Here is a 21358-nt window from a genome sequence, read left to right on the forward strand (position 1 = left end):
ACAAGGCCAAGGCTTTGCGGCAACGTCCAACGAAACGAACCGGTTTCTTGCCAGATACTGTCTACCCTTTAGAAAGGCTCTTCAGCCTGTTCGCACATCCGGCAAGCACATGACTGACTTCATCCTTATCTTTATCAGCGCCGCACTGGTCAACAACTTCGTGTTGCAGCAGCCGATTGCTGTCGATCCAGTACTGGCCACCTCCGTGCAGACGGCAAATACCCGTGCTCGCGTGCATACATTGGGCATCGCCACACTCAGTCTGATGTTTGTAAGCAGTCTGGCTGGCTACGGGGTTTACCGGTACGTCCTGCTGCCCTGGGGCTTCGGTTTTTTGTCGCTGTTCGTGTTCCTGCCTACAGTTGTGCTGCTGATCAGTCCAACGTTGCGGGCCCTCGGCCGAATATTTCCACGTTTGCCACTGGATGGCCTGCATCTGCTGCTTATCGGTAACGCCGGCGTACTCGGGCTGATGGTACTTGGCACCGAGCCGGATAAAGGGTTGATCCATACAGTCGCATTGAGTCTGGGAGGCGGATTGGGATTCTGGCTGGTGTTGAGCCTGTTTGACGACCTGACCGGACGCCTGCGACAGCAATTCATTCCCACACCCTTTCAGGGTCTGCCCATCCAACTGATTGGGGCTGGCCTGATGGGGCTGGCCTTTCTTGGTTTCAGCGGACTGGTCAAACCATGACTCTCATTCAACACATCGACGCGCTGCTGCCGCAAACCCAGTGCGGCAAATGTGGCCATCCGGGTTGCAAGCCCTATGCGCAGGGTATCGTCGACGGCGAAGCAATCAATAAATGCCCTCCCGGCGGCGAAGAAACCATCGCGGCCCTGGCGCAGCTGCTCAAGGTGCCGATTCTGGCGCTGGACACCGAACGCGGCTCGGCCCCGCCGCAAGTTGCGTTCATCCGCGAGGCGGAGTGCATTGGCTGCACCAAGTGCATTCAGGCCTGTCCGGTGGATGCAATTCTTGGCGCGGCAAAGATGATGCACACCGTCATCGTCGACGAATGCACAGGTTGCGATCTGTGTGTGGCGCCTTGCCCGGTGGACTGCATCGATATGCTTCCCCTGCCGCCCACGGGGGTAATCCCGATTGTCGGCGGCCTTGCAGTGACCGAACAGCAAACCCAGGCCCGAACGCGCAAACGCAATCACGCCCGCCATCGCTTCGAAGCCCGCAACGCTCGCCTGCGCCACGAAGAGCAACAGCGTCACGCGGAACGGCTGGCCCGCGCGCAAAAGCCTGTATCGCAGCCAGACGCCCTTGAGAGTCCGCTGCAATCTGCTATCGAACGTATCCGCGCGCAAAAACTGGCAACAACCGAAGATGCGCTGAAAAAAGCGCGCAGCACCCTGGCCATGAGCCGGGCGCAGCTGAACAAATCCCTCAAGGCTTTCGGTCATCCCCCTATCGCCGAGCAGGCTGCGCAGCTGGTGGAGATGCAAAAAGAGTTCGAAGCCGCCGAGCAAGCGCTGGCGAGCCTGCAGGATCAGGCACCCGTGCCAGCGCAAACGCCGGTAGTCCCGCGCGACGACAGCAGCCTGAAACGGGCGAAAATTCAATTGGCCATGGCCCGCGCCGCCTACAACAAAGCGCTGTCAGCTCAGGCCACCGCCGAGCAACTGGCAACCCTGCAAACAGCACTCCACACAGCCGAGGTGGCGCTTGATTCGGCAATGCAGCCCTCATCTGCATTGATGGATACTCGTGCGAACGCCTGATAACGCCCTCCACCTGGAACAGGTGAACGAGCGCCTGCAAAAAACCATGCTGTGGGTGCTGATTGCCGCAATGCCGGGGGCATTGACCCTCTTCTGGTTCTTCGGTTGGGGCGTATTGATCACCTGGCTGATAGCGGCGGGTGCAGCGCTGCTGGTCGAAGCTGCCGTGCTCGCCCTGCGCAGGCAAGCGCTGCTGCCGACACTCAGTGATTACAGCGCTCTGGTCAGTGCAACCCTTCTGGCGTTGGCGCTGCCGCCCTATTCCCCTTGGTGGGTGACTGCGCTGGCCAGCGGATTTGCGCTGCTGTTTGGCAAACATTTGTATGGCGGCATCGGCAATAACCCTTTCAATCCGGCGATGCTGGGCTATGCCTTCGTACTTGTTTCGTTCCCCCAACAGATGAACCACTGGCCCGCGACGCACGGCCTGAGCCTGGCGGGTGGCCTGCAGCACATCTTCGGTCTCGACCTCAGCGGCCTATCAAACCCGGATGCCTGGTCTCAGGCGACCGCACTCGATGTACTTCGCATCAACAAGAGTTTGACCGTCGACGAACTCTTCGCGCGCAGTCCGGCATTCGGCAGCCTGGGCGGGCGCGGCGTGGAATGGGTCAACCTGGCTTTCCTCGCTGGCGGGGCGCTGCTGCTGCAACGTCGCCTGATCGGTTGGCACGCATCTGTTGGCATGCTCGGCAGCCTATTCGTGATCAGCCTGCTGTGCTGGAACGGTTCGGGGTCGGACTCCAACGGCTCGCCGCTGTTTCACTGGTTCACCGGCGCGACGATGCTCGGCGCGTTTTTCATTGTTACCGAGCCGGTTTCCGGGCCGGACAATCCCAAGGCGCGCCTGCTTTTCGGCGTTGGTACCGGCCTGATTATCTATGTCATTCGAACCTGGGGCGCTTATCCGGACGGTGTTGCATTCGCAGTATTACTGATGAACCTGGCCGTGCCGGCGCTGGAGCGCCTGACCGCATCACCAGCGACGCCCGGTGAACATTCGTGAAACCGCTCTCCAGACCTCTTGCCGGGCTCTTGCTCGCTGTCGTCATATGCCTGGGTGTCGGCCTCACGATCGTGTTTGAGAAAACCTCTGCGCCAGCCATCCAGGCGAGCCAGGATGCGCTGCGCAACCAGGTGTCACTCGGCGTCATTCCTGCGCGAGATTACGACAACCAACCACTGCAACAGCCCTTGGAGTTGCCCCGTCGCCCGCCAGATTCGGCCGTACTCGAAGGTTTTCTGGCGACACAGGGAAGCCGTCCCGTTGCGATCATTTTCCACAGTCGTGGGCAAGGCTACGCAGGCCCCATAGAACTGCTGATAGGCGTATCGGTGGATGGCAGGCTGATGGGCATCAAAGTACTGAAGCACACCGAGACAGTTGGACTGGGCGGGCGGATTGTGTCCGAACCACAGTGGCTCAATGGTTTTCTCGGCAAATCGTTGACTGACCCGGATGATGCAGGCTTGAGATTGAAACAGGATGGCGGGACCTTCGATCAAATCGCCGGCGCGACCATGACTTCGCGAGGTGCCATTGACGCGATCCGCGAGACGTTGCGCTACTTCGATGCCGAGAAAACCCGCTTGCTGCCCAACCTGACAGGAGAACGGCCTTGAACCCCAGCAATCACCCGGCTCTGTTCATGCTGATGGGACCTTTGAGCCTCGCGCCATTGATCGGCGTCACCGACTCGCTGGTTAAAACCATGGGATTCCTGTTGGTGCTGGGGTCAGTCGGATTGCTGCACTTCGCCCTGTTGAACGCCGTCGCGCCGCTGCTGCGCTCAACTACCCGGTTGCTGATCGGCGCAACAATCGCTGCCACCTTGGTCACCATCGCCGGGCTGCTGCTGCAAGCACACGCCCTCGAGTTGTATCAAGCGCTGGGCATTTATTTGCCGCTCATCGGTGTTCAATGTCTGTTGCTATCGGGTAACGAGACTGACCCGCATGGCGGCGTCCGGAGCTTTCTACGTCTGTCCGGCTGCTACGGCGCGACATTCATGTTGCTCGGAGCCGTTCGAGAGCTACTGGGTCAGGCATCGCTATTGAGCAACGCGCAATGGTTGTTTGGCAGCAGCGCATCAAGATGGCAGATTGACCTATTCCCGTCAGCATCCGGCCTTCATCTCGCGGCACTTGCTCCGGGAGGCTTTATGCTTCTAGGCCTCGTGCTCGCCGTGGCAAACGCGCTACGGCTGCGCCGAAAAGACACCCGTATTTAACGAGGCACAGGCCTCCAGGGAAACACTCCGTACATGAATGCAGCGAAACGCCTGGAAATTTTCCGCAGACTCCACGAAGACAACCCGGACCCGAAAACCGAACTGGCCTACACGTCGCCGTTCGAGCTATTGATTTCGGTGATTCTGTCAGCGCAGGCCACGGACGTCAGCGTCAACAAGGCCACGGCCCGCCTCTACCCCGTCGCCAACACGCCGCAGGCGATATACGACCTGGGTGTCGAAGGTTTGTCCGAGTACATCAAGACCATCGGCCTCTACAACAGCAAAGCCAAAAATGTCATAGAGACCTGCCGAATGCTCGTTGAGCTGCACGGTGGCCAGGTGCCCGAAACCCGCGAGGCGCTGGAAGCCCTGCCGGGCGTGGGTCGCAAGACCGCCAATGTGGTGCTCAACACTGCGTTCCGCCAGATCGCAATGGCGGTGGATACGCATATCTTCCGCGTCAGCAATCGAACCGGTATCGCACTCGGCAAGAACGTGGTCGAAGTCGAGAAGCAACTGATGAAATTCGTACCAAAAGATTATCTGCTCGACGCCCACCATTGGTTGATCCTGCACGGCCGTTATGTTTGCCAGGCACGCAAGCCCCGCTGCGGCAGTTGCCGAATCGAAGACCTGTGCGATTACAAACACAAAACCTCGGACGATTGAGCGATAGAGGTTTAAGCGGCTGATCGATTGAAAAAATCTTTTTTACCCGCTCCCGCTTTGTCGCTATAAGGTGCGCCATGAATGCCCCAAGCCTGGAGTCAACTTCATGAGCACTGACAAAGAGCAAATAGACGTAGACGACGACTTTGTTACCGTCGAGTCAGACGAGGCCGAGCCGACGCCCGTCGAGCAGGCAAAGACCAACCTGAGCAAACGTCGCACCATCGATAATCTGCTGGAAGAGCGGCGACTGCAAAAGCAACTGGCGGATTACGACTTCGATCTTTAAGACCGAAGACGCAACGCGCCATGCCTGAATCGCTACGCCCGGGCCGCCAAAGCCTCTCAGGCTCGAGAGGCTATAGGGTCTCAGACCAACCCGTTGCGCTGGGCCAACTCAATCAAGTCCACCAACGAGTGAGCATTGAGCTTCATCAGCAGACGTGTCTTGTAAGTACTGACGGTTTTATTGCTCAGAAACATACCGTCGGCGATCTCCTTATTGGTTTTCCCCCTGGCGAGCTGTTGCAAGACCATCATTTCCCGCCCGGAAAGACGATCGACCATATCGGCCTCACTGGCGTTACCCATGCTCGAACGAACGGTGTGCAGCGCCTGGTTCGGAAAGTAACTGTAACCTGACAATACCGCTTTGATGGCGCTCAACAGCTCGGTCAAATCCTGCTGTTTGCAAACGTAGCCTGCCGCGCCAGCCTGCATGCAGCGCATGGAAAAATGCCCAGGCGCCTGTGAGGTGAGTATCAGCACCTTGAAGGGCAACGTCATCGCCGATAAACGAGCGATGACTTCAAGCCCGTCGAGCTTGGGAATGCCAATGTCGAGAATCACGATGTCGGGCAAATGCTCGCGTGCCAACTGCAGGGCATCCACGCCGTTGTCCGTCTCGGCGATGACCTCATAGCCATGACGCTCCATCAGCATACGTACGGCAAGGCGAATGACGGGATGATCATCCACGATCAGCACTTTATTCATGGGCAGTCCATTTTTCGCTATTCGAATTTTCAGAGTCAGCACAATAGCCTAGTCGTTTAGTGCTTTGCATGGCGCTCACCCCTGAGGACTAACAGCCAAAGACCATTCGTACACTTACAACAGAATAGTCCTACAAAATTCAGCCGCATTACGGCATTCCAGAAATTTTTCAAAATATATCCTCCCTGACAATTGACGAATCGTTCATCCCGAAAAAGACCGGGATAGAGCGTTGCAACGCAAGGACAGTCGTTACAGTCAAAACAAGCATTGGACCTGCCACCTCTTATGATTAATGAACCGGATGCAACGGAAGCCGATGAACATTTCTCATTCAAACCACGGTTCACTCCTACGCATCCGGTGGACTTAAGCTGACCCTAGGCTAGATAGCGTCTCGCCACTACTTTCAGATCGATTTCTTGCGTCGGATTACCAGGACGCTGGCAGTATCGAATGGATGAATAAACGGACCAGCCCCATTCGGCCCAGGGTTTAAACACCGTCTGATCGACCACTTCGCTCTGCGTACGGCAATTTCAATGCGCCTGCCTGCGGCCCACGTATTCTTTATCTATTCATGATATGTGGTATCGATGAGGACGCCAGAGACCAGAGTCAGAAAATGTTGCACACATAATTACCTCAAAATCGCCTGTTGCCTCTGTTGAAAAACTACACATATTGCAGCACTGTTTTTGTAAATATATATATTTCAGGAAATCCCCTACAAACATTTCGGACAATTCCTAATCAATGGCAGCGCCTTGGCGTCGCCAGCCCGTAGCCGGTTAACACCCGGCAATGGAGTTCTGCTGTTACCAAAACAAAGCGCGACAGATGCATAACTATTTATTACCAAACTATCTATTTACCCCGCGCATCACCGTGCGGCGGCCTCAGACGCTTTAAAACCGCTCATCCGACATATAGCTAATACTATATTGCTACCTGACGCCATACTCCTCTACTTAAAGAGGAAATGTACTACAAAACTCACAGACGCCAAATAAAAGCATGTAAGACACCCAGCCCGAAGCCAAATCAATTCATGTAAAGCGTCCATTTTTACTTGCAAAATCTATTACCAGTCGTTACTTTTTTAACAACCAACTCACTATTCTTTGCGTGAAGCATGCTGAATTAATTGAGTAACCGCCTAAGAGGCAATGTCACTTTGACTACCTTTTATAAAATTTTTTATTGTATGGATCCCATTCAAAAACAACTGAAGGGACTCGAACAGTGCAGGCAAGGTCAATCAGACACTGCTCAACACTGACAGACCTGGGTCCGGCCTGTAGATTCATTTTGAATTGGCCATGTGTATAACCATGTTCAAAAAAGGATATACCATGAATAACAAGACTACCCACCGCTCTCCCGATCAACGAAGTACCATGGACCTGGCCGCAGCCGTCGAACGATTCGTCGCTCAAGGCGGTGTGATTGATGTCATAAAGGAAGGGAATGTTTCGCCGCCGCGATCTACGCCTGCCTCCGCTAACACCCCGGATGACGCACAGGAGCGAAACAGCAAAGTTCATCTTCTCAAAGATCTGGTCGCCAAGGGCGCAGGGATGTCTGCGCTTCAATACTCACTGAGGATGAACAGGAAAGAAATAAAACAGCTGGCATTCGAGCACGGTGTAAAAATAGCGTTCAGCCGACCTATCAGTGAAATCAAGCGGGAAGCATTACAAGACCCCATGGAGATAGATGACTTGGTCGCGGGTCACGCCATGCATTACTCCAGCCTGGGTTACACCGCAGTAGAGATCGCTCGCCTGCTTGATCTGACCTTGCGGCAGGTATGGGACATAGGCAAGGCCTATCGATTTGAATTTCAGCAGAGGGAAAACGACGACACTCCCTGACCCCCCGCTTGCGCACGACCTATGGCCGGTACATACCTGATCGCAATGACAGCCGACACCCCGTCAGTACCGGCCTCACCCCGTAAGCGCGCTCTTGCGCCGTCGCACGCCCCGCTTTTACATTTACTCGAGCCGAAAGGATAGCTCCCGACTCTTGACCCCTTTTCGGATATTGCGAAAAAAAATTCAATCTGATTAAACGTTCCTTATCGCCTATCGGCGCGCTTACCCCTTTCCCTATAAGGAACAAAAATGAAACGTTTAAACCGGATTGTAAACCCCATCAGTGTCATCGCGGCATTTGCAGCATTGTCTGAAGCATCAGCAACAACGGTACTGCCTTACCTGGATGACGAAAACCGCCAGATATATATCTGGTTTTTGATCGCCTTCCCTTCAACTTTGGTCGTGTTGTTTTTTTTGACATTGAATTTTAACAATAAAGTGCTATACACCCCTACTGAACTGAAACACTTCCGCCTCGAAGATGATAACAATCCTGAAACGACGCCCTCTCAAAGCACTACTTCAAAAGAGGCAATGGCGTTGAATTTGAGTTTCAGCAAAGAAGAATATAGCTGTAGGAAATCGTCATGCAGCCCGCCGCAAACGGATAAAAACCAATAGACTTAAGCGATGTATTCTGTAGGAATAATACAATCAATCTGACAGCTTGGTCCATGCGAGAAAAGCGAAAGTAATTAAACGCTGTGTAATCAAGCACTTCAATCAACATGCATTACTGGGCCGAACTTCAAATATTGCAAAGGCAACAAAGTACGCTCCCAAAAAAAGAAGCTAATGTTTAACGAATTCAACACAGGACGAAACGTTTATGAAAACTGCTTTTACATGACTCAATCAAGCCCAGGGACAGACAACGGAAAATACCATGTCAAAACTAAGAGATTACCGCGATGCAGAGCGCGCGCTGGACGAAAACCTGCAACGCCTTGAACACCTCAAGAATAATCCTGACCTGATCAAGGAGCTGGAATTTGAAAAAAGACTGATGATGCTGTTAAAGCGATATAGCAAGAGAACGGAGGATTTGCTGGCGTTCGTCAAACCGGTGCTCGGGGCCAGCCTGCAAGCACAAGAGAACAGACGACCTTATGGAAAGGCTTCAAGCAAAAAAACCGGATAGTCAGCGTCTTGGTACCCACACGATAGCCTGAGAATACGATGACCCTCAGCAACGAATTTCAAATGCAGCACCGGTTCAAGGTGCTGCATTTTTTACATCAGATCAGAACAGCTTTCTGCCTTTGTTGGCTGCGATACGCATGCGCAGGGCATTGAGCTTGATGAAGCCTGCTGCGTCAGCCTGGTCGTAGGCACCGGCATCATCTTCAAATGTCGCGATATTGGCATCGAACAACGACTCATCGGATTTGCGACCCGTCACGATCACGTTGCCTTTATACAGCTTCAGACGGACGACACCGTTCACATGAGCCTGGGACGCATCGATCATCTGTTGCAGCATCAGACGTTCCGGGCTCCACCAGTAGCCGGTGTAGATCAGGCTGGCATACTTGGGCATCAGCTCGTCTTTCAAGTGAGCGACTTCGCGATCCAGGGTGATCGACTCAATGGCGCGGTGAGCGCGCAGCATGATGGTACCGCCCGGAGTTTCATAGCAGCCACGGGATTTCATACCGACGTAGCGGTTTTCAACGATATCCAGACGACCAATGCCGTTTTCGCCGCCGATGCGGTTCAGGGTGGCCAGCACAGTTGCAGGCGTCATTTCAACGCCATCAAGTGCAACGATGTCACCATTGCGATAGGTCAGTTCCAGGTAGGTCGCAACGTTCGGTGCGTCCTCTGGGGACTTGGTCCACCGCCACATGTCTTCTTCGTGCTCGGTCCAGGTGTCTTCCAGAACGCCGCCTTCATAAGAAATGTGCAGCAGGTTGGCGTCCATGGAATACGGCGATTTCTTCTTGCCATGACGCTCGATCGGGATCGAGTGCTTCTCGGCGTAGTCCATCAGCTTTTCACGGGACAGCAAATCCCATTCGCGCCAAGGGGCGATCACTTTGACGCCTGGTTTGAGCGCGTAAGCACCCAGTTCGAAGCGCACTTGGTCGTTGCCTTTACCGGTCGCGCCGTGGGAAATGGCGTCAGCGCCGGTTTCATTGGCGATTTCAATCAGACGCTTGGCGATCAGCGGGCGAGCGATGGAAGTGCCCAGCAGGTACTCACCTTCGTAGACGGTGTTGGCGCGGAACATCGGAAACACGAAATCACGCACGAATTCTTCGCGCAGATCGTCGATGTAAATTTCTTTCACGCCCATGGCTTTAGCCTTGGCACGTGCGGGCTCGACTTCTTCGCCCTGACCCAGGTCAGCGGTAAAGGTCACCACTTCGCAGTTGTACGTATCTTGCAGCCACTTGAGGATTACCGAAGTATCCAGGCCACCGGAATACGCGAGAACTACCTTGTTTACGTCCGCCATGCCATCACTCCACCGGGTTGTACGGAAAAACCGGGATTCTACCGCTCATGGGCAGTGATTTACAGTGGCGCGACAGCTTCTGACGATGAAGCGACAGTTTATGTCGAGTGCGCGACGAATCTCGCTCGATCAGGAAGTGCTGGCTGCGCTGCCTGCTGAGGCAACGGGCGCGGGCTTCTCGTCGGGAGTAACCCGCTCAAGATGAATGTTCACCCGGCGGTTGCGGGCGCGGTTGGCGTTGTTGGTGTTGGGCGCCAGCGGGTAACGCTCGCCATGGAAGCGCAAGGTGATCTGCTCTTCAGGAACGCCCTGGGCCTTGAGGAAATCCATCACCGCCAATGCACGACGACGGGAAAGGTCGCGGTTGGTCAGTCGATTGCCACTGTTGTCGGAGTGTCCGTCGAGCTCGATATGGTTGACCGTTGGATCAGCCTTCAGATAAGCCACCACCGTTTGCAGCTGTGACTTGGCCCGGGTGTCGAGTTCGATACCGCCGCCGGGGAAGCCGACCTCGGCCTGCTTGACCTGGTCGAAGTTCATCGGCAAGAGCTTGGTGACACACAGTTGGTAGTCGCTGAACGCCTTGTTGAACTTGACCGGCAGCAAGCGCACTTCCATGGTGCCGCCACCGTCACGGGAATAATGCCGGATAACCGGGCTGCGGCCGTCCATCAAGCCATTGATCAACCGCCCGGCCTGCACCTGAGAGCTGTTGAAGGGAAAACCGCCGTTGCTGACCCGGACCGAACCCAGATTGATATCACCGCGCCCCGGCTGCCAAGGCGCAGCGGCAGCCAGGAGGGTCGCGGAGCCTGGGCCCATCATTGCCCCGGAAGCCTTGATGCGGAAGATCGCCTGCTCACCCGCCCGGCGCACGAACTCGCCCGCACCGAAATCGGTGATGGGTTGGCTCAGACGACACTCGAACTGATCGCCTTCGACCTTCCACTCAATACTTTCCAGACGCGTCTGGAAAGTAATAGCCATCGCCGGCAGACTGGCGAAAAGGCTGAGCAAGGCTAAATATCGCTGGCGCACGGGAGGCTCCACAAAAAAATACGGCGTTACCAAAAAATTGCTTCCTACAACTGGCTATCGGTAACTTCCTACAAAACTTGATAGCGAGTGCCTGAGAGAGTCTTTTCCGGTAGCATTCCCAGCGAGTTTGACCCGCCTGGAATCCCCAATGTCCGACCGCCTGACCCTTCTGCGTCCCGACGACTGGCACATTCACCTCCGCGATGGAGCTGTTTTGCCTCACACCGTTGCTGACGTTGCGCGCACTTTTGGCCGCGCAATCATCATGCCGAACCTCGTGCCTCCCGTACGCAACGCACAGGAAGCTGACGCTTATCGCCAGCGCATCCTGGCGGCGCGTCCGGCTGGCAGCCGTTTCGAGCCTTTGATGGTGCTGTACCTCACCGACCTGACCCAACCGGAAGATATCCGTACGGCCAAGGCGTGTGGCTTCGTTCACGCGGCCAAGCTGTATCCGGCTGGCGCGACTACCAACTCCGATTCCGGCGTGACCAGCATCGACAAGATCTTCCCGGCGCTGGAGGCCATGGCCGAAGTTGGCATGCCGCTGTTGGTGCATGGCGAAGTGACCCGGGGCGAAATCGACGTGTTCGACCGCGAGAAGATGTTCATCGATGAACAACTGACCCGCGTCGTCGAACGCTTCCCGACGCTCAAAGTGGTGTTCGAGCACATCACCACGGCCGAGGCCGTGCAGTTCGTCAATCAGGCTTCCGAGAATGTCGGGGCGACGATTACTGCTCATCACTTGCTCTACAACCGCAATCACATGCTGGTTGGCGGCATCCGCCCGCACTTCTATTGCCTGCCGATTCTCAAGCGCAACACGCACCAGAGCGCTTTGCTGGATGCAGCAACGAGCGGCAGCACGAAGTTCTTCCTGGGCACCGATTCGGCGCCTCATGCCCAGCATGCCAAGGAAGCCGCCTGCGGTTGCGCCGGTTGCTATACCGCTTACGCGGCGATCGAGATGTACGCCGAAGCCTTCGAGCAGCGCAACGCCCTGGACAAGCTGGAAGGATTTGCCAGCCTCCACGGCCCGGCCTTCTATGGCCTACCAGTTCACCAAGACACCATAACGCTGGTCCGTGAAGAATGGACCGCGCCCACCAGTCTGCCGTTTGGCGAGCTGTCCGTAATACCCCTGCGTGCCGGTGAAAAACTGCGCTGGCGCCTGCTGGAGACACACACGTGAGTGAAGATCATTTCGACGACGAACAGGAAGGTCACGGCGGAGGCGGCTCGCGTCACCCGATGGCTGCCCGTTTCCGTGGCTATCTGCCTGTCGTCATCGACGTTGAAACAGGTGGTTTCAACTGCGCCACCGATGCCTTGCTGGAAATTGCAGCGGTCACCATCGGCATGGACGAAAAGGGCTTCGTCTTCCCGGAGCACACCTACTTCTTTCGAGTCGAGCCTTTCGTGGGCGCGAACATCGAAGCGGCAGCGCTGGAATTTACCGGAATCAAACTCGACCATCCGTTGCGTATGGCCGTCAGTGAAGAAACTGCCCTGACCGACATTTTCCGAGGGGTCCGCAAGGCGCTCAAGGCCAATGGCTGCAAGCGTGCAGTGCTGGTCGGGCACAACGCCAGCTTCGATCTGGGCTTCCTCAACGCTGCCGTAGCGCGGCTGGACATGAAGCGCAATCCGTTCCACCCGTTTTCCAGTTTCGATACTGCGACACTGGCCGGACTTGCCTATGGCCAGACCGTACTTGCCAAAGCCTGTCAGGCAGCGGGTATCGACTTCGATGGCCGCGAGGCACACTCGGCTCGCTACGACACCGAGAAAACCGCCGACTTGTTCTGCGGCATCGTCAATCGCTGGAAACAGATGGGCGGCTGGGAAGACTTCAACGACTGAGTCGTTGTCTGCCTGATGAAAACCGGCCCTTTACAGGCCGGTTTTTTTTCGCCGCGATATAGGTTTAAGGCCATTCAGCGCTAAGCATATTCCATGATTTACCATTCATCGGTCGTGCGCGAAAGCCTCCCAAAGAGTTTTGACAAGCATTCTCATTAACATTAGTATCCTCCGCATCGAGCAATGAACAGCGACGGTTCTCACTTATGTATGTCTGCCTCTGCCAAGGTGTTACTGACGGTCAAATCCGAGACGCAATTCTCGAGGGCTGCTGCAGTTATCGCGACGTCCGCCAAACCCTGGGTGTAGCCAGCCAATGTGGGAAATGCGCGTGCCTCGCCAAGGAAGTCGTGCGTAATACGCTGACCGAACTGCAAATCAGCAAGCCCTCGCTGGCTTACCCCGCAGAATTTTCAGTCGCCTGATTAAACGAATTTAAAGAACCGGACCCTGTGTCCGGTTTTTTTATGCCTGTAATTCAAACGCTTAGGATCAAGATGCGGAACACAAACATTCTTATTACTATTTATTTTCACTTAGTATTCAATAACTTAGGTTTGACAGAGTTATAACTGCGGCTCAAACTTGCCTTTTATAGACACAAGCCATTGGCGGGACCTCGAACATGAAAGGCGACATTACAGTCATCCAGCATCTCAACAGGATCCTCGGAAACGAGCTGGTCGCGATCAATCAATACTTCCTGCATGCCCGCATGTACGAAGATTGGGGTCTGAAAAAGCTGGGTGCGCACGAGTATCACGAATCCATCGACGAGATGAAGCACGCTGACAAGCTGATCAAGCGCATCCTGTTCCTTGAAGGTCTGCCTAATCTGCAAGAGCTGGGCAAGATTCTGATCGGCGAACACACCAAGGAAATGCTTGAGTGCGATCTGAAGATCGAGCAAAAAGGCTTGGCCGACCTCAAGGCTGCCATTGCGCACTTTGAAGTGGTTGGCGACTTCGGCAGCCGCGAACTGCTGGAAGATATTCTCGAATCCGAGGAAGAGCACATCGACTGGCTCGAAACCCAGCTGGGCCTTATCGACAAGGTAGGGATTGAAAACTACCTGCAGTCGCAAATGGGCGACTGAACAGTCTGATCGACCGATACAAAAAAGCCCCGCTTCTCTGATGAGAGCGGGGCTTTTTGTTGTAGGACCGGCTTCAGCCGGGAGAACCCACTCCCGGCTGAAGCTGGTCCTACGGTTCGCGAGCAAATCACCCGCCAACAGGTCCTATCAAGCTTCGGTCTTGTTGGCCGCAGCTTTGGTGGTTGCGTCCTTGATCAGCGATTGCAGCGAGCCATCAGCCTGCATTTCGGTGATGATGTCGCTACCGCCAACCAGTTCGCCTGCTACCCAAAGCTGTGGGAAAGTCGGCCAGTTGGCGTACTTCGGCAGATTGGCGCGGATTTCCGGGTTTTGCAGGATATCGACATAAGCGAATTTTTCGCCACATGCCATCACTGCCTGAGTTGCCTTCGCCGAAAAGCCACACTGTGGGGCATTAGGCGAGCCTTTCATGTAAAGCAGGATCGTGTTGTTGGCAATCTGCTCTTTAATCGTTTCGATGATATCCATGGAGCACCTCGGCTTAACTTTTCCGACTCAGTTGTCGACACGGTGGCGCATTGTAACGGAATCCCGAGCAGGACGCTCAGCCTTCCCTGCCTTCAGGCAGCAGCAACCTGCACACAAACCCCGTTCAACACCGCATTGCCGGACAGGCTATCGAGTTGCCGCTCATCAGTCAGGTCGTTGGCGCTGACGCCGGGCTGGCTTTGCGCGATGCCCATTTGTACGCCAGGCCGTGCATGCCCCCACCCGTGAGGCAGGCTGACCACGCCCGGCATCATGTCGAGACTGGCCAGAACCTGCACTTCAATGACACCCACCCGCGAGCTGACCCGCACTTGCTGCCCATCGCTCAGCCCACGACTGGCCAGGTCATCCGGATGCATGAACAACTGGTGGCGCGGCTTGCCTTTCACCAGCCGGTGATAGTTGTGCATCCAGGAATTGTTGCTGCGCACATGACGGCGGCCGATCAGCAACAATTCGCCGACGGCTGGGACGCTAACGGCAGCGAAACGCGCAAGATCAGCCATGATCACCTCGGGCGCGGCCTGAATGCGCCCATTCGCAGTCTTCAAGCGTGGCGTGAGATTGGGTTTCAGCGCTCCAAGGTCCACGCCATGCGGATGATCAAGCAGGCGATCCAGGGACAGCTTGTATTCCGATGCCTCGCCATACAATCCGCTACGCAAACCCCGATCGATCATGTGTGCCGGGGCGATGGTGGGCTTCAACTCTCGTCCGGCTCTGGCAGCAAAAGCATTGGCCAGGCCGACAAAGATTTCCCAGTCATGCAAGGCACCTGCTGGCTTTTCGAGAATCGCCCGATTGAAACGGGTCACGTTGCGCACGGCAAACATGTTGAAAGTCGTGTCGTAATGATCGTTTTCCAGCGCCGAGGTCGAGGGCAGGATCAAGTCTGCGTGGCGCGTAGTTTCGTTGATGTACAAATCGATGCAGAGCATGAACTCCAGGCCGTCCAGCGCCTGATCCAGCTGACGGCCATTGGGCGTCGACAGCACCGGATTGCCCGCCACGGTGATCAACGCTTTGACCTGCCCTTCCCCTTCGCTGAGGATTTCTTCGGCCAGCGCCGATACCGGCAACTCGCCGGCGTATTCAGGAAGACCGGAAACCCGGCTCTGCCACTGATTGAAATGCCCGCCGGACGTGGTGCTGACCAGATCCACGGCCGGTTCGGTGCACAAGGCGCCGCCCGTTCGATCAAGATTGCCGCTGACCAGATTGATCAACTGCACTAACCAATGGCACAAGGTGCCGAACACTTGCGTGGATATGCCCATGCGCCCGTAACAAACGGCTTTGTCGGCGGCGGCAAAATCCCGTGCCAGTTGTCGAATCTGCTGCGCAGGAACACCACAACGCGGGCTCATCGCTTCGGCGGTCATCGCAGCAATCGCCTGGCGCACCTCCTCCAGACCATCGACGGGCAGATGGCTGGCGCGGGTCAGACCTTCCTCGAACAGCGTATTGAGCAGGCCGAACAGCAAGGCCGCGTCGCAACCAGGACGCACGAACAGATGTTGATCGGCAATCGCCGCCGTTTCGCTGCGCCGTGGATCGACCACGACCACTTTGCCGCCGCGAGCCTGAATCGCTTTCAGACGCTTTTCCACATCCGGAACAGTCATGATGCTGCCGTTGGACGCCAGCGGATTACCGCCCAGGATCAGCATGAAATCAGTGTGATCAATGTCGGGGATCGGTAGCAGCAAACCGTGGCCATACATCAGGAAACTGGTGAGGTGATGAGGCAGTTGATCCACGGAAGTCGCGGAATAACGGTTGCGCGTCTTGAGCAGGCCCAGAAAGTAATTACTGTGCGTCATCAACCCATAGTTATGTACGCTGGGGTTGCCCTGATACACCGCCACCGCGTTTTGCCCATGCCGTTGCTGAATGGACAGCAGACGCTCGGCAACCAATTCGAACGCATCGTCCCAGCCGATCGGCTGCCATTGATCGCCAATGCGCTGCATCGGCTGGCGCAGTCGATCCGGATCATTCTGGATGTCCTGCAATGCCACCGCTTTGGGACAGATATGGCCGCGACTGAACGTATCCAGCGGATCGCCTTTGATCGAGGTGATCTGCGTTCCAGACTCCGCTGTCGAAGTGGTTTCGATGGTGAGGCCGCAAATGGCTTCACACAAGTGACAGGCACGGTGGTGGAGGGTCTTGGTCATCGCCAGCCTCATATTTTTGTCGTCGCGATCTGGAGTGATCGAGCAAACGAAACTATGGAGCGTGGCAGGCGACTTCGCCAGAGTCGTTCATCCCGTGAATCGGCGGGCATCAGGCGCGCCGATGGGACGGAGGATCAACCGCCGATGGGCGTGATCTTGCGCTGCAGCTGGATTTCGTGGACGGTTTCGATCTGTTCCTGGGCCACATGAACCCCGGTCAGTTCGCCGATCAGGCGCCAGTGTTCATCCAGGCCGGAGCTGATGGTCGCCATACGGTCGATCATGCGACGACCGGCAGAGCGGGTCACTTCGTCTTCGCTGCGCAGCAGCTCGAATGACATTGAAGTCATGGAAGCTGTGAGATGTGTGAGGGTGCGGGCCGTGAGGCCAAGCAATTCCGTCAATTGATGTTCTTTTGAATCCATTCCCCGAGCCTCTTGATTGCGCGCCCGCCAGTTATAACTCAGCACGGCGTTTTATGAAACGTAATGAAACGGGCGACGTGTCAACCACGTGAAGCAGGTCGCATATGCTACGCATAACCGCGCCGGGGCCGGCAGCAATTGCATTGGCTCGTGAGGTCGGTGTACAAATGTGCTTCCCCGCTTCCAGCAGGGTCAAATCCTCGTGAGGATGTAAAGAGTCTAGCTGACGCTGACGATCCCACAACGGCTCACGATCGGCCCGAGCTTGTTTCCAAACATTGCTAACGGCTTATAAATCAATGCCGCTATTGGTAAGAGGCGACATTTTTTTATACCATCGCGCCTTTCCTATTCGCCGCCTCGTGCGGCCTCCGCCGTAGATCTCGCCCGTTTTCCCGATAAAACCCGGCTTTGAGCATCTGCGGTCTGTTGCAAAAAGGTAGTTAATGATGAACGCCAGGCACTTTCTCTCGATGATGGACTACCAGCCAGAAGAGCTCGTGCGCCTGATTCGACGCGGCGTGGAGCTCAAGGAGCTGCGAAATCGCAGCGTGCTTTACGAGCCACTGAAAAGCCGGGTGCTGGGGATGGTTTTCGAAAAATCATCGACACGTACCCGTGTTTCCTTCGAAGCCGGAATGATCCAGTTGGGCGGCCAGGCGATCTTTTTGTCGCCTCGGGACACTCAATTGGGCCGTGGAGAGCCGATTGGCGACGCCGCGCGAGTCCTTTCGAGCATGCTCGACGTGGTGATGATTCGTACGTTTGCCCACAGCAATCTGCTCGAGTTCGCAGCCAACTCTCGCGTGCCGGTCATCAACGGCTTGTCTGACGATTTGCATCCCTGCCAGTTGCTGGCCGACATGCAGACCTTCCTGGAGCATCGCGGCTCGATCAAAGGCAAGACGGTCGCCTGGATCGGCGATGGCAACAACATGTGCAACAGCTATATAGAAGCCGCGATTCAGTTCGACTTCCAGCTGCGGATCGCGTGCCCTGCCGGTTATGAACCCAACGCCGAATTCCTGGCCCTGGCCGGCGAGCGGGTAACGGTGGTGCGCGACCCTCGCGAAGCCGTTGCTGGCGCGCATCTGGTCAGCACTGACGTCTGGACCTCCATGGGCCAGGAAGAAGAAACCGCCAAGCGCATCGCGCAGTTCCGTCCATTCCAAGTGACCCGCGAGCTGCTGGACCTGGCTGCCGAAGACGTGCTGTTCATGCATTGCCTGCCCGCACACCGAGGCGAAGAAATCAGCATCGATTTGCTCGACGATCCGCGCGCGGTGGCGTGGGATCAGGCTGAAAATCGCCTGCATGCGCAGAAAGCGTTGCTCGAATTCCTCGTCGCGCCATCCTGCCAACCAGAATGAGCCAGCCGCTTCTGCTGAATCTGCGCAATCTGGCATGCGGCTATCAGGATCAACGGGTGGTGCAGAATCTCAATCTGCACCTGAACGCCGGCGACATCGGCTGCTTGCTGGGTTCTTCCGGCTGCGGCAAGACCACGACCCTGCGCGCCATTGCTGGCTTTGAGCCAGTGCATGAGGGGGAAATCACCCTCGCCGGTGAAGTGATTTCCCGACCGGGTTTTACCCTCGCGCCGGAGAAACGCCGCATCGGCATGGTGTTTCAGGATTACGCGTTGTTCCCGCATCTGAGCGTCGCCGAGAACATCGCGTTCGGCATTCGCAAACATCCGCGCCTCAAGCAGGTGACTGACGAACTGCTTGAATTGGTCAATCTGGGCGCATTGGGCAAGCGTCATCCCCATGAATTGTCCGGCGGCCAGCAACAACGCGTCGCCCTCGCGCGTGCATTGGCGCCGGAACCACAGCTGTTATTGCTCGATGAGCCATTTTCCAACCTGGATGGGGAATTGCGGCGGCGGCTGAGTCATGAAGTTCGCGACATTCTCAAAGCGCGCGGCACCAGTGCAATTCTGGTCACTCACGATCAGGAAGAGGCGTTTGCGGTCAGCGATCATGTCGGGGTATTCAAGGAAGGTCGTCTTGAGCAGTGGGATACGCCCTACAACCTGTATCACGAACCCCTGACGCCATTCGTTGCCAGCTTCATTGGCCAGGGCTATTTCATTCGTGGCCTGATGGTCGATCCGCAATCGGTGCAAACCGAACTGGGCGTGTTGCAAGGCAACCGTGCGTACCCCTCAATCAAAGGCAGCGCCGTCGATGTATTGCTGCGTCCTGACGATATCGTTTATGACCGGGACAGCGCGCTCAAGGCGCGGGTAACCAGCAAGACATTCCAGGGCGCGTCAACGCTCTACCGTTTGCAGCTATCCACGGGCAGTCAGCTGGAAGCGATCTTTCCGAGCCATGCCGATTACGTCGCCGGTGAAGAAGTCGGGATTCGCGTCGCGGCTGAACACCTGGTGGTGTTTCCGGCGGCGGGGAGCATTCCCGCGCAGAGCTCGGTGTAGCAGCCCTTCGAACCCGTTGGAGCGAGGCTTGCCCGCGAAGAACGATGACGCGGTGGATCTGTTCCACCGCGGCGCCTGATTCGCGGGCAAGCCTCGCTCCAACGATCAACCCCGCCCCACCGGCGCAAAAATTGCCTTGGTCTGCTCGGCAAGCACCGCCGGCGCCAATTCGACCTCAAGCCCTCGCCGTCCGGCGCTGACGTAAATCGTTTCGAACGCCTCGGCACTTGGATCGATGAATGTGCGCAAACGCTTCTTCTGGCCCAACGGGCTGATGCCGCCCAGCAGGTAACCCGTTGACCGTTGCGCGGCGGCGGGATCGGCCATTTCCGTCTTCTTGGCTCCCGCCGCGTGGGCCAGCGCCTTGAGATCCAGCGTGCCGACCACCGGGACCACCGCCACCAACAACTCGCCCTTTTCCGTACTCGCCAGCAGCGTCTTGAAGACCTGCTGCGGATTCAGCCCAAGCTTTTCTGCGGCCTCCAGGCCATACGATGCCGCTTTCGGGTCATGTTCGTAACTGTGGACACGATGTTCGGCGCGAACTTTTTTCAGCAGATCCAGTGCGGGGGTCATGCAGCGCTCCAGGGTGGCGGGCAGATCGATTCAGGCCGCTACTTTAAGCGATCCGTCGCCAGTGCGTCTTGATCAGCGCCTGTATCCGGGGTGATGAACGCTCAAGTACGCCTCACGAGGAACAAATTGCAACCCGCTCCAACCCTTTAGTCACAAAATGGACGCTGGTTCACATTCGACCTTTGACAGTATTCATTCTTGTCTATATTTTTTCGTTTACGAATATCACCGGAACTATATTTCTAGCCACGGTCGAATCTCGGTCGGCGATGGGGTTTCGCCGACACGATGAAAAAGATAGCACCGGTGAATTGCACACGGCGCTGCACAAAAACAAAAAACGAGGTCCTTCATGACAATCGCTTTACAACAACCGACGCTGAAAGGCCAATGCGTGGCCGAATTTCTGGGCACAGCCCTGATGATTTTTTTCGGAACGGGATGTGTTGCGGCGCTCAAGGTCGCGGGTGCCACGTTCGGCTTATGGGAAATCAGCATCATCTGGGGCCTGGCGGTGAGCATGGCGATCTATTTCAGCGCCGGAGTTTCCGGCGCTCACCTCAATCCGGCAGTCAGCATCGCGCTGAGCCTGTTTGCCGGTTTTGAAAAGCGCAAACTGCCGTTTTATATCGCCGCGCAAACGGCTGGAGCCTTTTGCGGTGCAGGCCTGGTGTATCTGCTGTATGTGAGCCTTTTCTTCGAATTCGAACAAACCCACCACATGGTGCGCGGCACGCTTGAAAGCCTCGAGCTGGCCTCGGCGTTCACCACCTACCCTAATCCGGCGATTTCAATCGGTCAGGCGGCATTGGTGGAATTTGTGATTACCGCGATCCTGATGGCGGTGATCATGTCGCTGACCGACGACAACAACGGCCTGCCACGCGGCGCCCTGGCACCCCTGTTGATTGGTTTGCTGGTTGCATTGATTGGCGCCTCTACCGCCCCACTGACCGGCTTTGCCATGAATCCGGCACGGGACTTCGGCCCTAAACTGATGACGTTCATTGCGGGCTGGGGTGAAATGGCTTTCACCGGCGGACGCGATATTCCCTATTTCCTGGTTCCGATTTTTGCACCAATTCTTGGTGCCTGCCTCGGCGCTGCCAGCTATCGTGCGTTGATCGCGCGCCATCTGCCCACCGCCACCCCCGCTAGTGCCGCACCCGTTGTAAAAAAGGATGCTGATGTTGCTGCCCTGAAAGTCCGGGCTTGAGCTTGAACCTCACCCGCGCTCTCGAAACTCA

24 protein-coding genes are annotated in these 21358 nt (G+C 56.2%); 17 read left to right on the forward strand and 7 right to left on the reverse strand.

Annotated features, from left to right (window positions below; all coding sequences use genetic code 11):
* The first annotated feature begins 109 nt into the window (after nucleotides 1-109).
* From AFK24_RS22930 to AFK24_RS22960, 7 genes are all read left to right on the forward strand, one after another.
* Nucleotides 110-697, forward strand: coding sequence for an Rnf-Nqr domain containing protein (locus AFK24_RS22930; protein ID WP_065835405.1), 588 nt, complete (start codon nucleotides 110-112; stop codon nucleotides 695-697).
* Entirely contained in the window at nucleotides 694-1737 is a 1044-nt protein-coding gene (rsxB, locus tag AFK24_RS22935) for an electron transport complex subunit RsxB (RefSeq protein WP_065835406.1), read from the forward strand. The genes AFK24_RS22930 and rsxB overlap by 4 nt, the downstream gene beginning before the upstream one ends.
* Nucleotides 1724-2743 carry an RnfABCDGE type electron transport complex subunit D gene (locus AFK24_RS22940; protein WP_080482260.1) on the forward strand — a complete coding sequence of 340 codons (1020 nt, stop codon included), beginning with the start codon at nucleotides 1724-1726 and terminating at the stop codon, nucleotides 2741-2743. Before rsxB ends, AFK24_RS22940 begins: the two co-directional genes overlap by 14 nt.
* Nucleotides 2740-3360 carry an RnfABCDGE type electron transport complex subunit G gene (locus tag AFK24_RS22945; protein ID WP_065835407.1) on the forward strand — a complete coding sequence of 207 codons (621 nt, stop codon included), beginning with the start codon at nucleotides 2740-2742 and terminating at the stop codon, nucleotides 3358-3360. Before AFK24_RS22940 ends, AFK24_RS22945 begins: the two co-directional genes overlap by 4 nt.
* The gene (locus tag AFK24_RS22950) at nucleotides 3357-3968 is read left to right on the forward strand and encodes an Rnf-Nqr domain containing protein (RefSeq protein ID WP_080482261.1); all 612 of its coding nucleotides are present in this window, start codon (nucleotides 3357-3359) and stop codon (nucleotides 3966-3968) included. The genes AFK24_RS22945 and AFK24_RS22950 overlap by 4 nt, the downstream gene beginning before the upstream one ends.
* Before the next feature lie 33 nt (nucleotides 3969-4001).
* Nucleotides 4002-4640, forward strand: coding sequence for an endonuclease III (nth, locus tag AFK24_RS22955; protein WP_065835408.1), 639 nt, complete (start codon nucleotides 4002-4004; stop codon nucleotides 4638-4640).
* Nucleotides 4641-4746: 106 nt separating this feature from the next.
* A complete protein-coding gene (locus AFK24_RS22960; protein ID WP_065835409.1) occupies nucleotides 4747-4929 on the forward strand; it encodes a PA3496 family putative envelope integrity protein in 183 nt (60 codons plus the stop codon).
* Between the two features lie 80 nt (nucleotides 4930-5009).
* On the opposite strand, the gene AFK24_RS22965 is transcribed toward AFK24_RS22960, so the two are convergent.
* On the reverse strand, nucleotides 5010-5636 hold the full coding sequence (locus tag AFK24_RS22965) for a response regulator transcription factor (RefSeq protein ID WP_020288947.1): 627 nt from the start codon (nucleotides 5634-5636) through the stop codon (nucleotides 5010-5012).
* A 1355-nt stretch (nucleotides 5637-6991) separates the two neighbouring features.
* Here AFK24_RS22965 and AFK24_RS22970 point away from each other — a divergent pair.
* From AFK24_RS22970 to AFK24_RS22980, 3 genes are all read left to right on the forward strand, one after another.
* Entirely contained in the window at nucleotides 6992-7513 is a 522-nt protein-coding gene (locus AFK24_RS22970) for a hypothetical protein (RefSeq protein WP_080482262.1), read from the forward strand.
* Between the two features lie 252 nt (nucleotides 7514-7765).
* Complete coding sequence (locus AFK24_RS22975) at nucleotides 7766-8140, forward strand: hypothetical protein (RefSeq protein ID WP_065835411.1); 375 nt, start codon at nucleotides 7766-7768, stop codon at nucleotides 8138-8140.
* 265 nt (nucleotides 8141-8405) lie between these two features.
* A complete protein-coding gene (locus tag AFK24_RS22980) occupies nucleotides 8406-8660 on the forward strand; it encodes a hypothetical protein (protein ID WP_065835412.1) in 255 nt (84 codons plus the stop codon).
* 102 nt (nucleotides 8661-8762) lie between these two features.
* On the opposite strand, the gene AFK24_RS22985 is transcribed toward AFK24_RS22980, so the two are convergent.
* Nucleotides 8763-9980: an argininosuccinate synthase gene (locus AFK24_RS22985; RefSeq protein WP_020288943.1), complete on the reverse strand. Its 1218-nt coding sequence runs from the start codon at nucleotides 9978-9980 to the stop codon at nucleotides 8763-8765.
* Nucleotides 9981-10109: 129 nt separating this feature from the next.
* Nucleotides 10110-11018 carry a flagellar protein MotY gene (locus AFK24_RS22990; RefSeq protein WP_065835413.1) on the reverse strand — a complete coding sequence of 303 codons (909 nt, stop codon included), beginning with the start codon at nucleotides 11016-11018 and terminating at the stop codon, nucleotides 10110-10112.
* A gap of 148 nt (nucleotides 11019-11166) precedes the next feature.
* On the opposite strand from AFK24_RS22990, the gene pyrC reads away from it, so the two are divergent.
* The 4 genes from pyrC to bfr all read left to right on the forward strand — a co-directional run bounded on the left by pyrC (nucleotide 11167) and on the right by bfr (nucleotide 13980).
* Nucleotides 11167-12213, forward strand: a complete 1047-nt coding sequence (pyrC, locus tag AFK24_RS22995) for a dihydroorotase (protein WP_065835414.1) — start codon at nucleotides 11167-11169, stop codon at nucleotides 12211-12213.
* On the forward strand, nucleotides 12210-12884 hold the full coding sequence (gene rnt, locus AFK24_RS23000; protein ID WP_065835415.1) for a ribonuclease T: 675 nt from the start codon (nucleotides 12210-12212) through the stop codon (nucleotides 12882-12884). Before pyrC ends, rnt begins: the two co-directional genes overlap by 4 nt.
* A 206-nt stretch (nucleotides 12885-13090) precedes the next feature.
* The gene (locus tag AFK24_RS23005; RefSeq protein WP_020288939.1) at nucleotides 13091-13309 is read left to right on the forward strand and encodes a bacterioferritin-associated ferredoxin; all 219 of its coding nucleotides are present in this window, start codon (nucleotides 13091-13093) and stop codon (nucleotides 13307-13309) included.
* A 200-nt stretch (nucleotides 13310-13509) separates the two neighbouring features.
* Nucleotides 13510-13980 (forward strand): bacterioferritin, encoded by a 471-nt coding sequence (bfr, locus tag AFK24_RS23010; protein ID WP_020288938.1) that lies wholly within the window; start codon nucleotides 13510-13512, stop codon nucleotides 13978-13980.
* 147 nt (nucleotides 13981-14127) lie between these two features.
* On the opposite strand, the gene grxD is transcribed toward bfr, so the two are convergent.
* From grxD to AFK24_RS23025, 3 genes are all read right to left on the reverse strand, one after another.
* A complete protein-coding gene (gene grxD, locus AFK24_RS23015) occupies nucleotides 14128-14469 on the reverse strand; it encodes a Grx4 family monothiol glutaredoxin (RefSeq protein WP_065835416.1) in 342 nt (113 codons plus the stop codon).
* Nucleotides 14470-14561: 92 nt separating this feature from the next.
* Nucleotides 14562-16670, reverse strand: coding sequence for a molybdopterin oxidoreductase family protein (locus AFK24_RS23020; protein ID WP_065835417.1), 2109 nt, complete (start codon nucleotides 16668-16670; stop codon nucleotides 14562-14564).
* 134 nt (nucleotides 16671-16804) lie between these two features.
* Nucleotides 16805-17095: a hypothetical protein gene (locus tag AFK24_RS23025; RefSeq protein WP_065835418.1), complete on the reverse strand. Its 291-nt coding sequence runs from the start codon at nucleotides 17093-17095 to the stop codon at nucleotides 16805-16807.
* Nucleotides 17096-17544: 449 nt separating this feature from the next.
* On the opposite strand from AFK24_RS23025, the gene argF reads away from it, so the two are divergent.
* Nucleotides 17545-18465: an ornithine carbamoyltransferase gene (argF, locus tag AFK24_RS23030; RefSeq protein WP_080482263.1), complete on the forward strand. Its 921-nt coding sequence runs from the start codon at nucleotides 17545-17547 to the stop codon at nucleotides 18463-18465.
* Entirely contained in the window at nucleotides 18462-19535 is a 1074-nt protein-coding gene (locus tag AFK24_RS23035; RefSeq protein ID WP_065835420.1) for an ABC transporter ATP-binding protein, read from the forward strand. The genes argF and AFK24_RS23035 overlap by 4 nt, the downstream gene beginning before the upstream one ends.
* A 105-nt stretch (nucleotides 19536-19640) precedes the next feature.
* Here AFK24_RS23035 and ybaK read toward each other — a convergent pair whose 3' ends face one another.
* Nucleotides 19641-20111 carry a Cys-tRNA(Pro) deacylase gene (ybaK, locus tag AFK24_RS23040; RefSeq protein ID WP_065835421.1) on the reverse strand — a complete coding sequence of 157 codons (471 nt, stop codon included), beginning with the start codon at nucleotides 20109-20111 and terminating at the stop codon, nucleotides 19641-19643.
* Nucleotides 20112-20463: 352 nt separating this feature from the next.
* Here ybaK and AFK24_RS23045 point away from each other — a divergent pair, with 352 nt between their 5' ends.
* Nucleotides 20464-21327: an MIP/aquaporin family protein gene (locus AFK24_RS23045; protein ID WP_065835422.1), complete on the forward strand. Its 864-nt coding sequence runs from the start codon at nucleotides 20464-20466 to the stop codon at nucleotides 21325-21327.
* Nucleotides 21328-21358: the final 31 nt, after the last annotated feature.

Origin of the sequence: Pseudomonas syringae (assembly GCF_001698815.1) — a bacterium.
In the GTDB taxonomy this organism is placed as follows: domain Bacteria; phylum Pseudomonadota; class Gammaproteobacteria; order Pseudomonadales; family Pseudomonadaceae; genus Aquipseudomonas; species Aquipseudomonas syringae_A.

Coding starts and splice junctions, on each gene's coding strand:
- pyrC (WP_065835414.1), top strand. CDS start 11,167: ATGTCCGACCGCCTGACCCTTCTGCGTCCCGACGACTGGCACATTCAC.
- AFK24_RS23020 (WP_065835417.1), bottom strand. CDS start 16,670: ATGACCAAGACCCTCCACCACCGTGCCTGTCACTTGTGTGAAGCCATT.
- AFK24_RS22965 (WP_020288947.1), bottom strand. CDS start 5,636: ATGAATAAAGTGCTGATCGTGGATGATCATCCCGTCATTCGCCTTGCC.
- argF (WP_080482263.1), top strand. CDS start 17,545: ATGAACGCCAGGCACTTTCTCTCGATGATGGACTACCAGCCAGAAGAG.
- AFK24_RS23045 (WP_065835422.1), top strand. CDS start 20,464: ATGACAATCGCTTTACAACAACCGACGCTGAAAGGCCAATGCGTGGCC.
- AFK24_RS22960 (WP_065835409.1), top strand. CDS start 4,747: ATGAGCACTGACAAAGAGCAAATAGACGTAGACGACGACTTTGTTACC.
- AFK24_RS23025 (WP_065835418.1), bottom strand. CDS start 17,095: ATGGATTCAAAAGAACATCAATTGACGGAATTGCTTGGCCTCACGGCC.
- bfr (WP_020288938.1), top strand. CDS start 13,510: ATGAAAGGCGACATTACAGTCATCCAGCATCTCAACAGGATCCTCGGA.
- AFK24_RS22980 (WP_065835412.1), top strand. CDS start 8,406: ATGTCAAAACTAAGAGATTACCGCGATGCAGAGCGCGCGCTGGACGAA.
- AFK24_RS22975 (WP_065835411.1), top strand. CDS start 7,766: ATGAAACGTTTAAACCGGATTGTAAACCCCATCAGTGTCATCGCGGCA.
- ybaK (WP_065835421.1), bottom strand. CDS start 20,111: ATGACCCCCGCACTGGATCTGCTGAAAAAAGTTCGCGCCGAACATCGT.
- nth (WP_065835408.1), top strand. CDS start 4,002: ATGAATGCAGCGAAACGCCTGGAAATTTTCCGCAGACTCCACGAAGAC.
- grxD (WP_065835416.1), bottom strand. CDS start 14,469: ATGGATATCATCGAAACGATTAAAGAGCAGATTGCCAACAACACGATC.
- AFK24_RS23035 (WP_065835420.1), top strand. CDS start 18,462: ATGAGCCAGCCGCTTCTGCTGAATCTGCGCAATCTGGCATGCGGCTAT.
- AFK24_RS22930 (WP_065835405.1), top strand. CDS start 110: ATGACTGACTTCATCCTTATCTTTATCAGCGCCGCACTGGTCAACAAC.
- AFK24_RS22970 (WP_080482262.1), top strand. CDS start 6,992: ATGAATAACAAGACTACCCACCGCTCTCCCGATCAACGAAGTACCATG.
- AFK24_RS23005 (WP_020288939.1), top strand. CDS start 13,091: ATGTATGTCTGCCTCTGCCAAGGTGTTACTGACGGTCAAATCCGAGAC.
- AFK24_RS22985 (WP_020288943.1), bottom strand. CDS start 9,980: ATGGCGGACGTAAACAAGGTAGTTCTCGCGTATTCCGGTGGCCTGGAT.
- rsxB (WP_065835406.1), top strand. CDS start 694: ATGACTCTCATTCAACACATCGACGCGCTGCTGCCGCAAACCCAGTGC.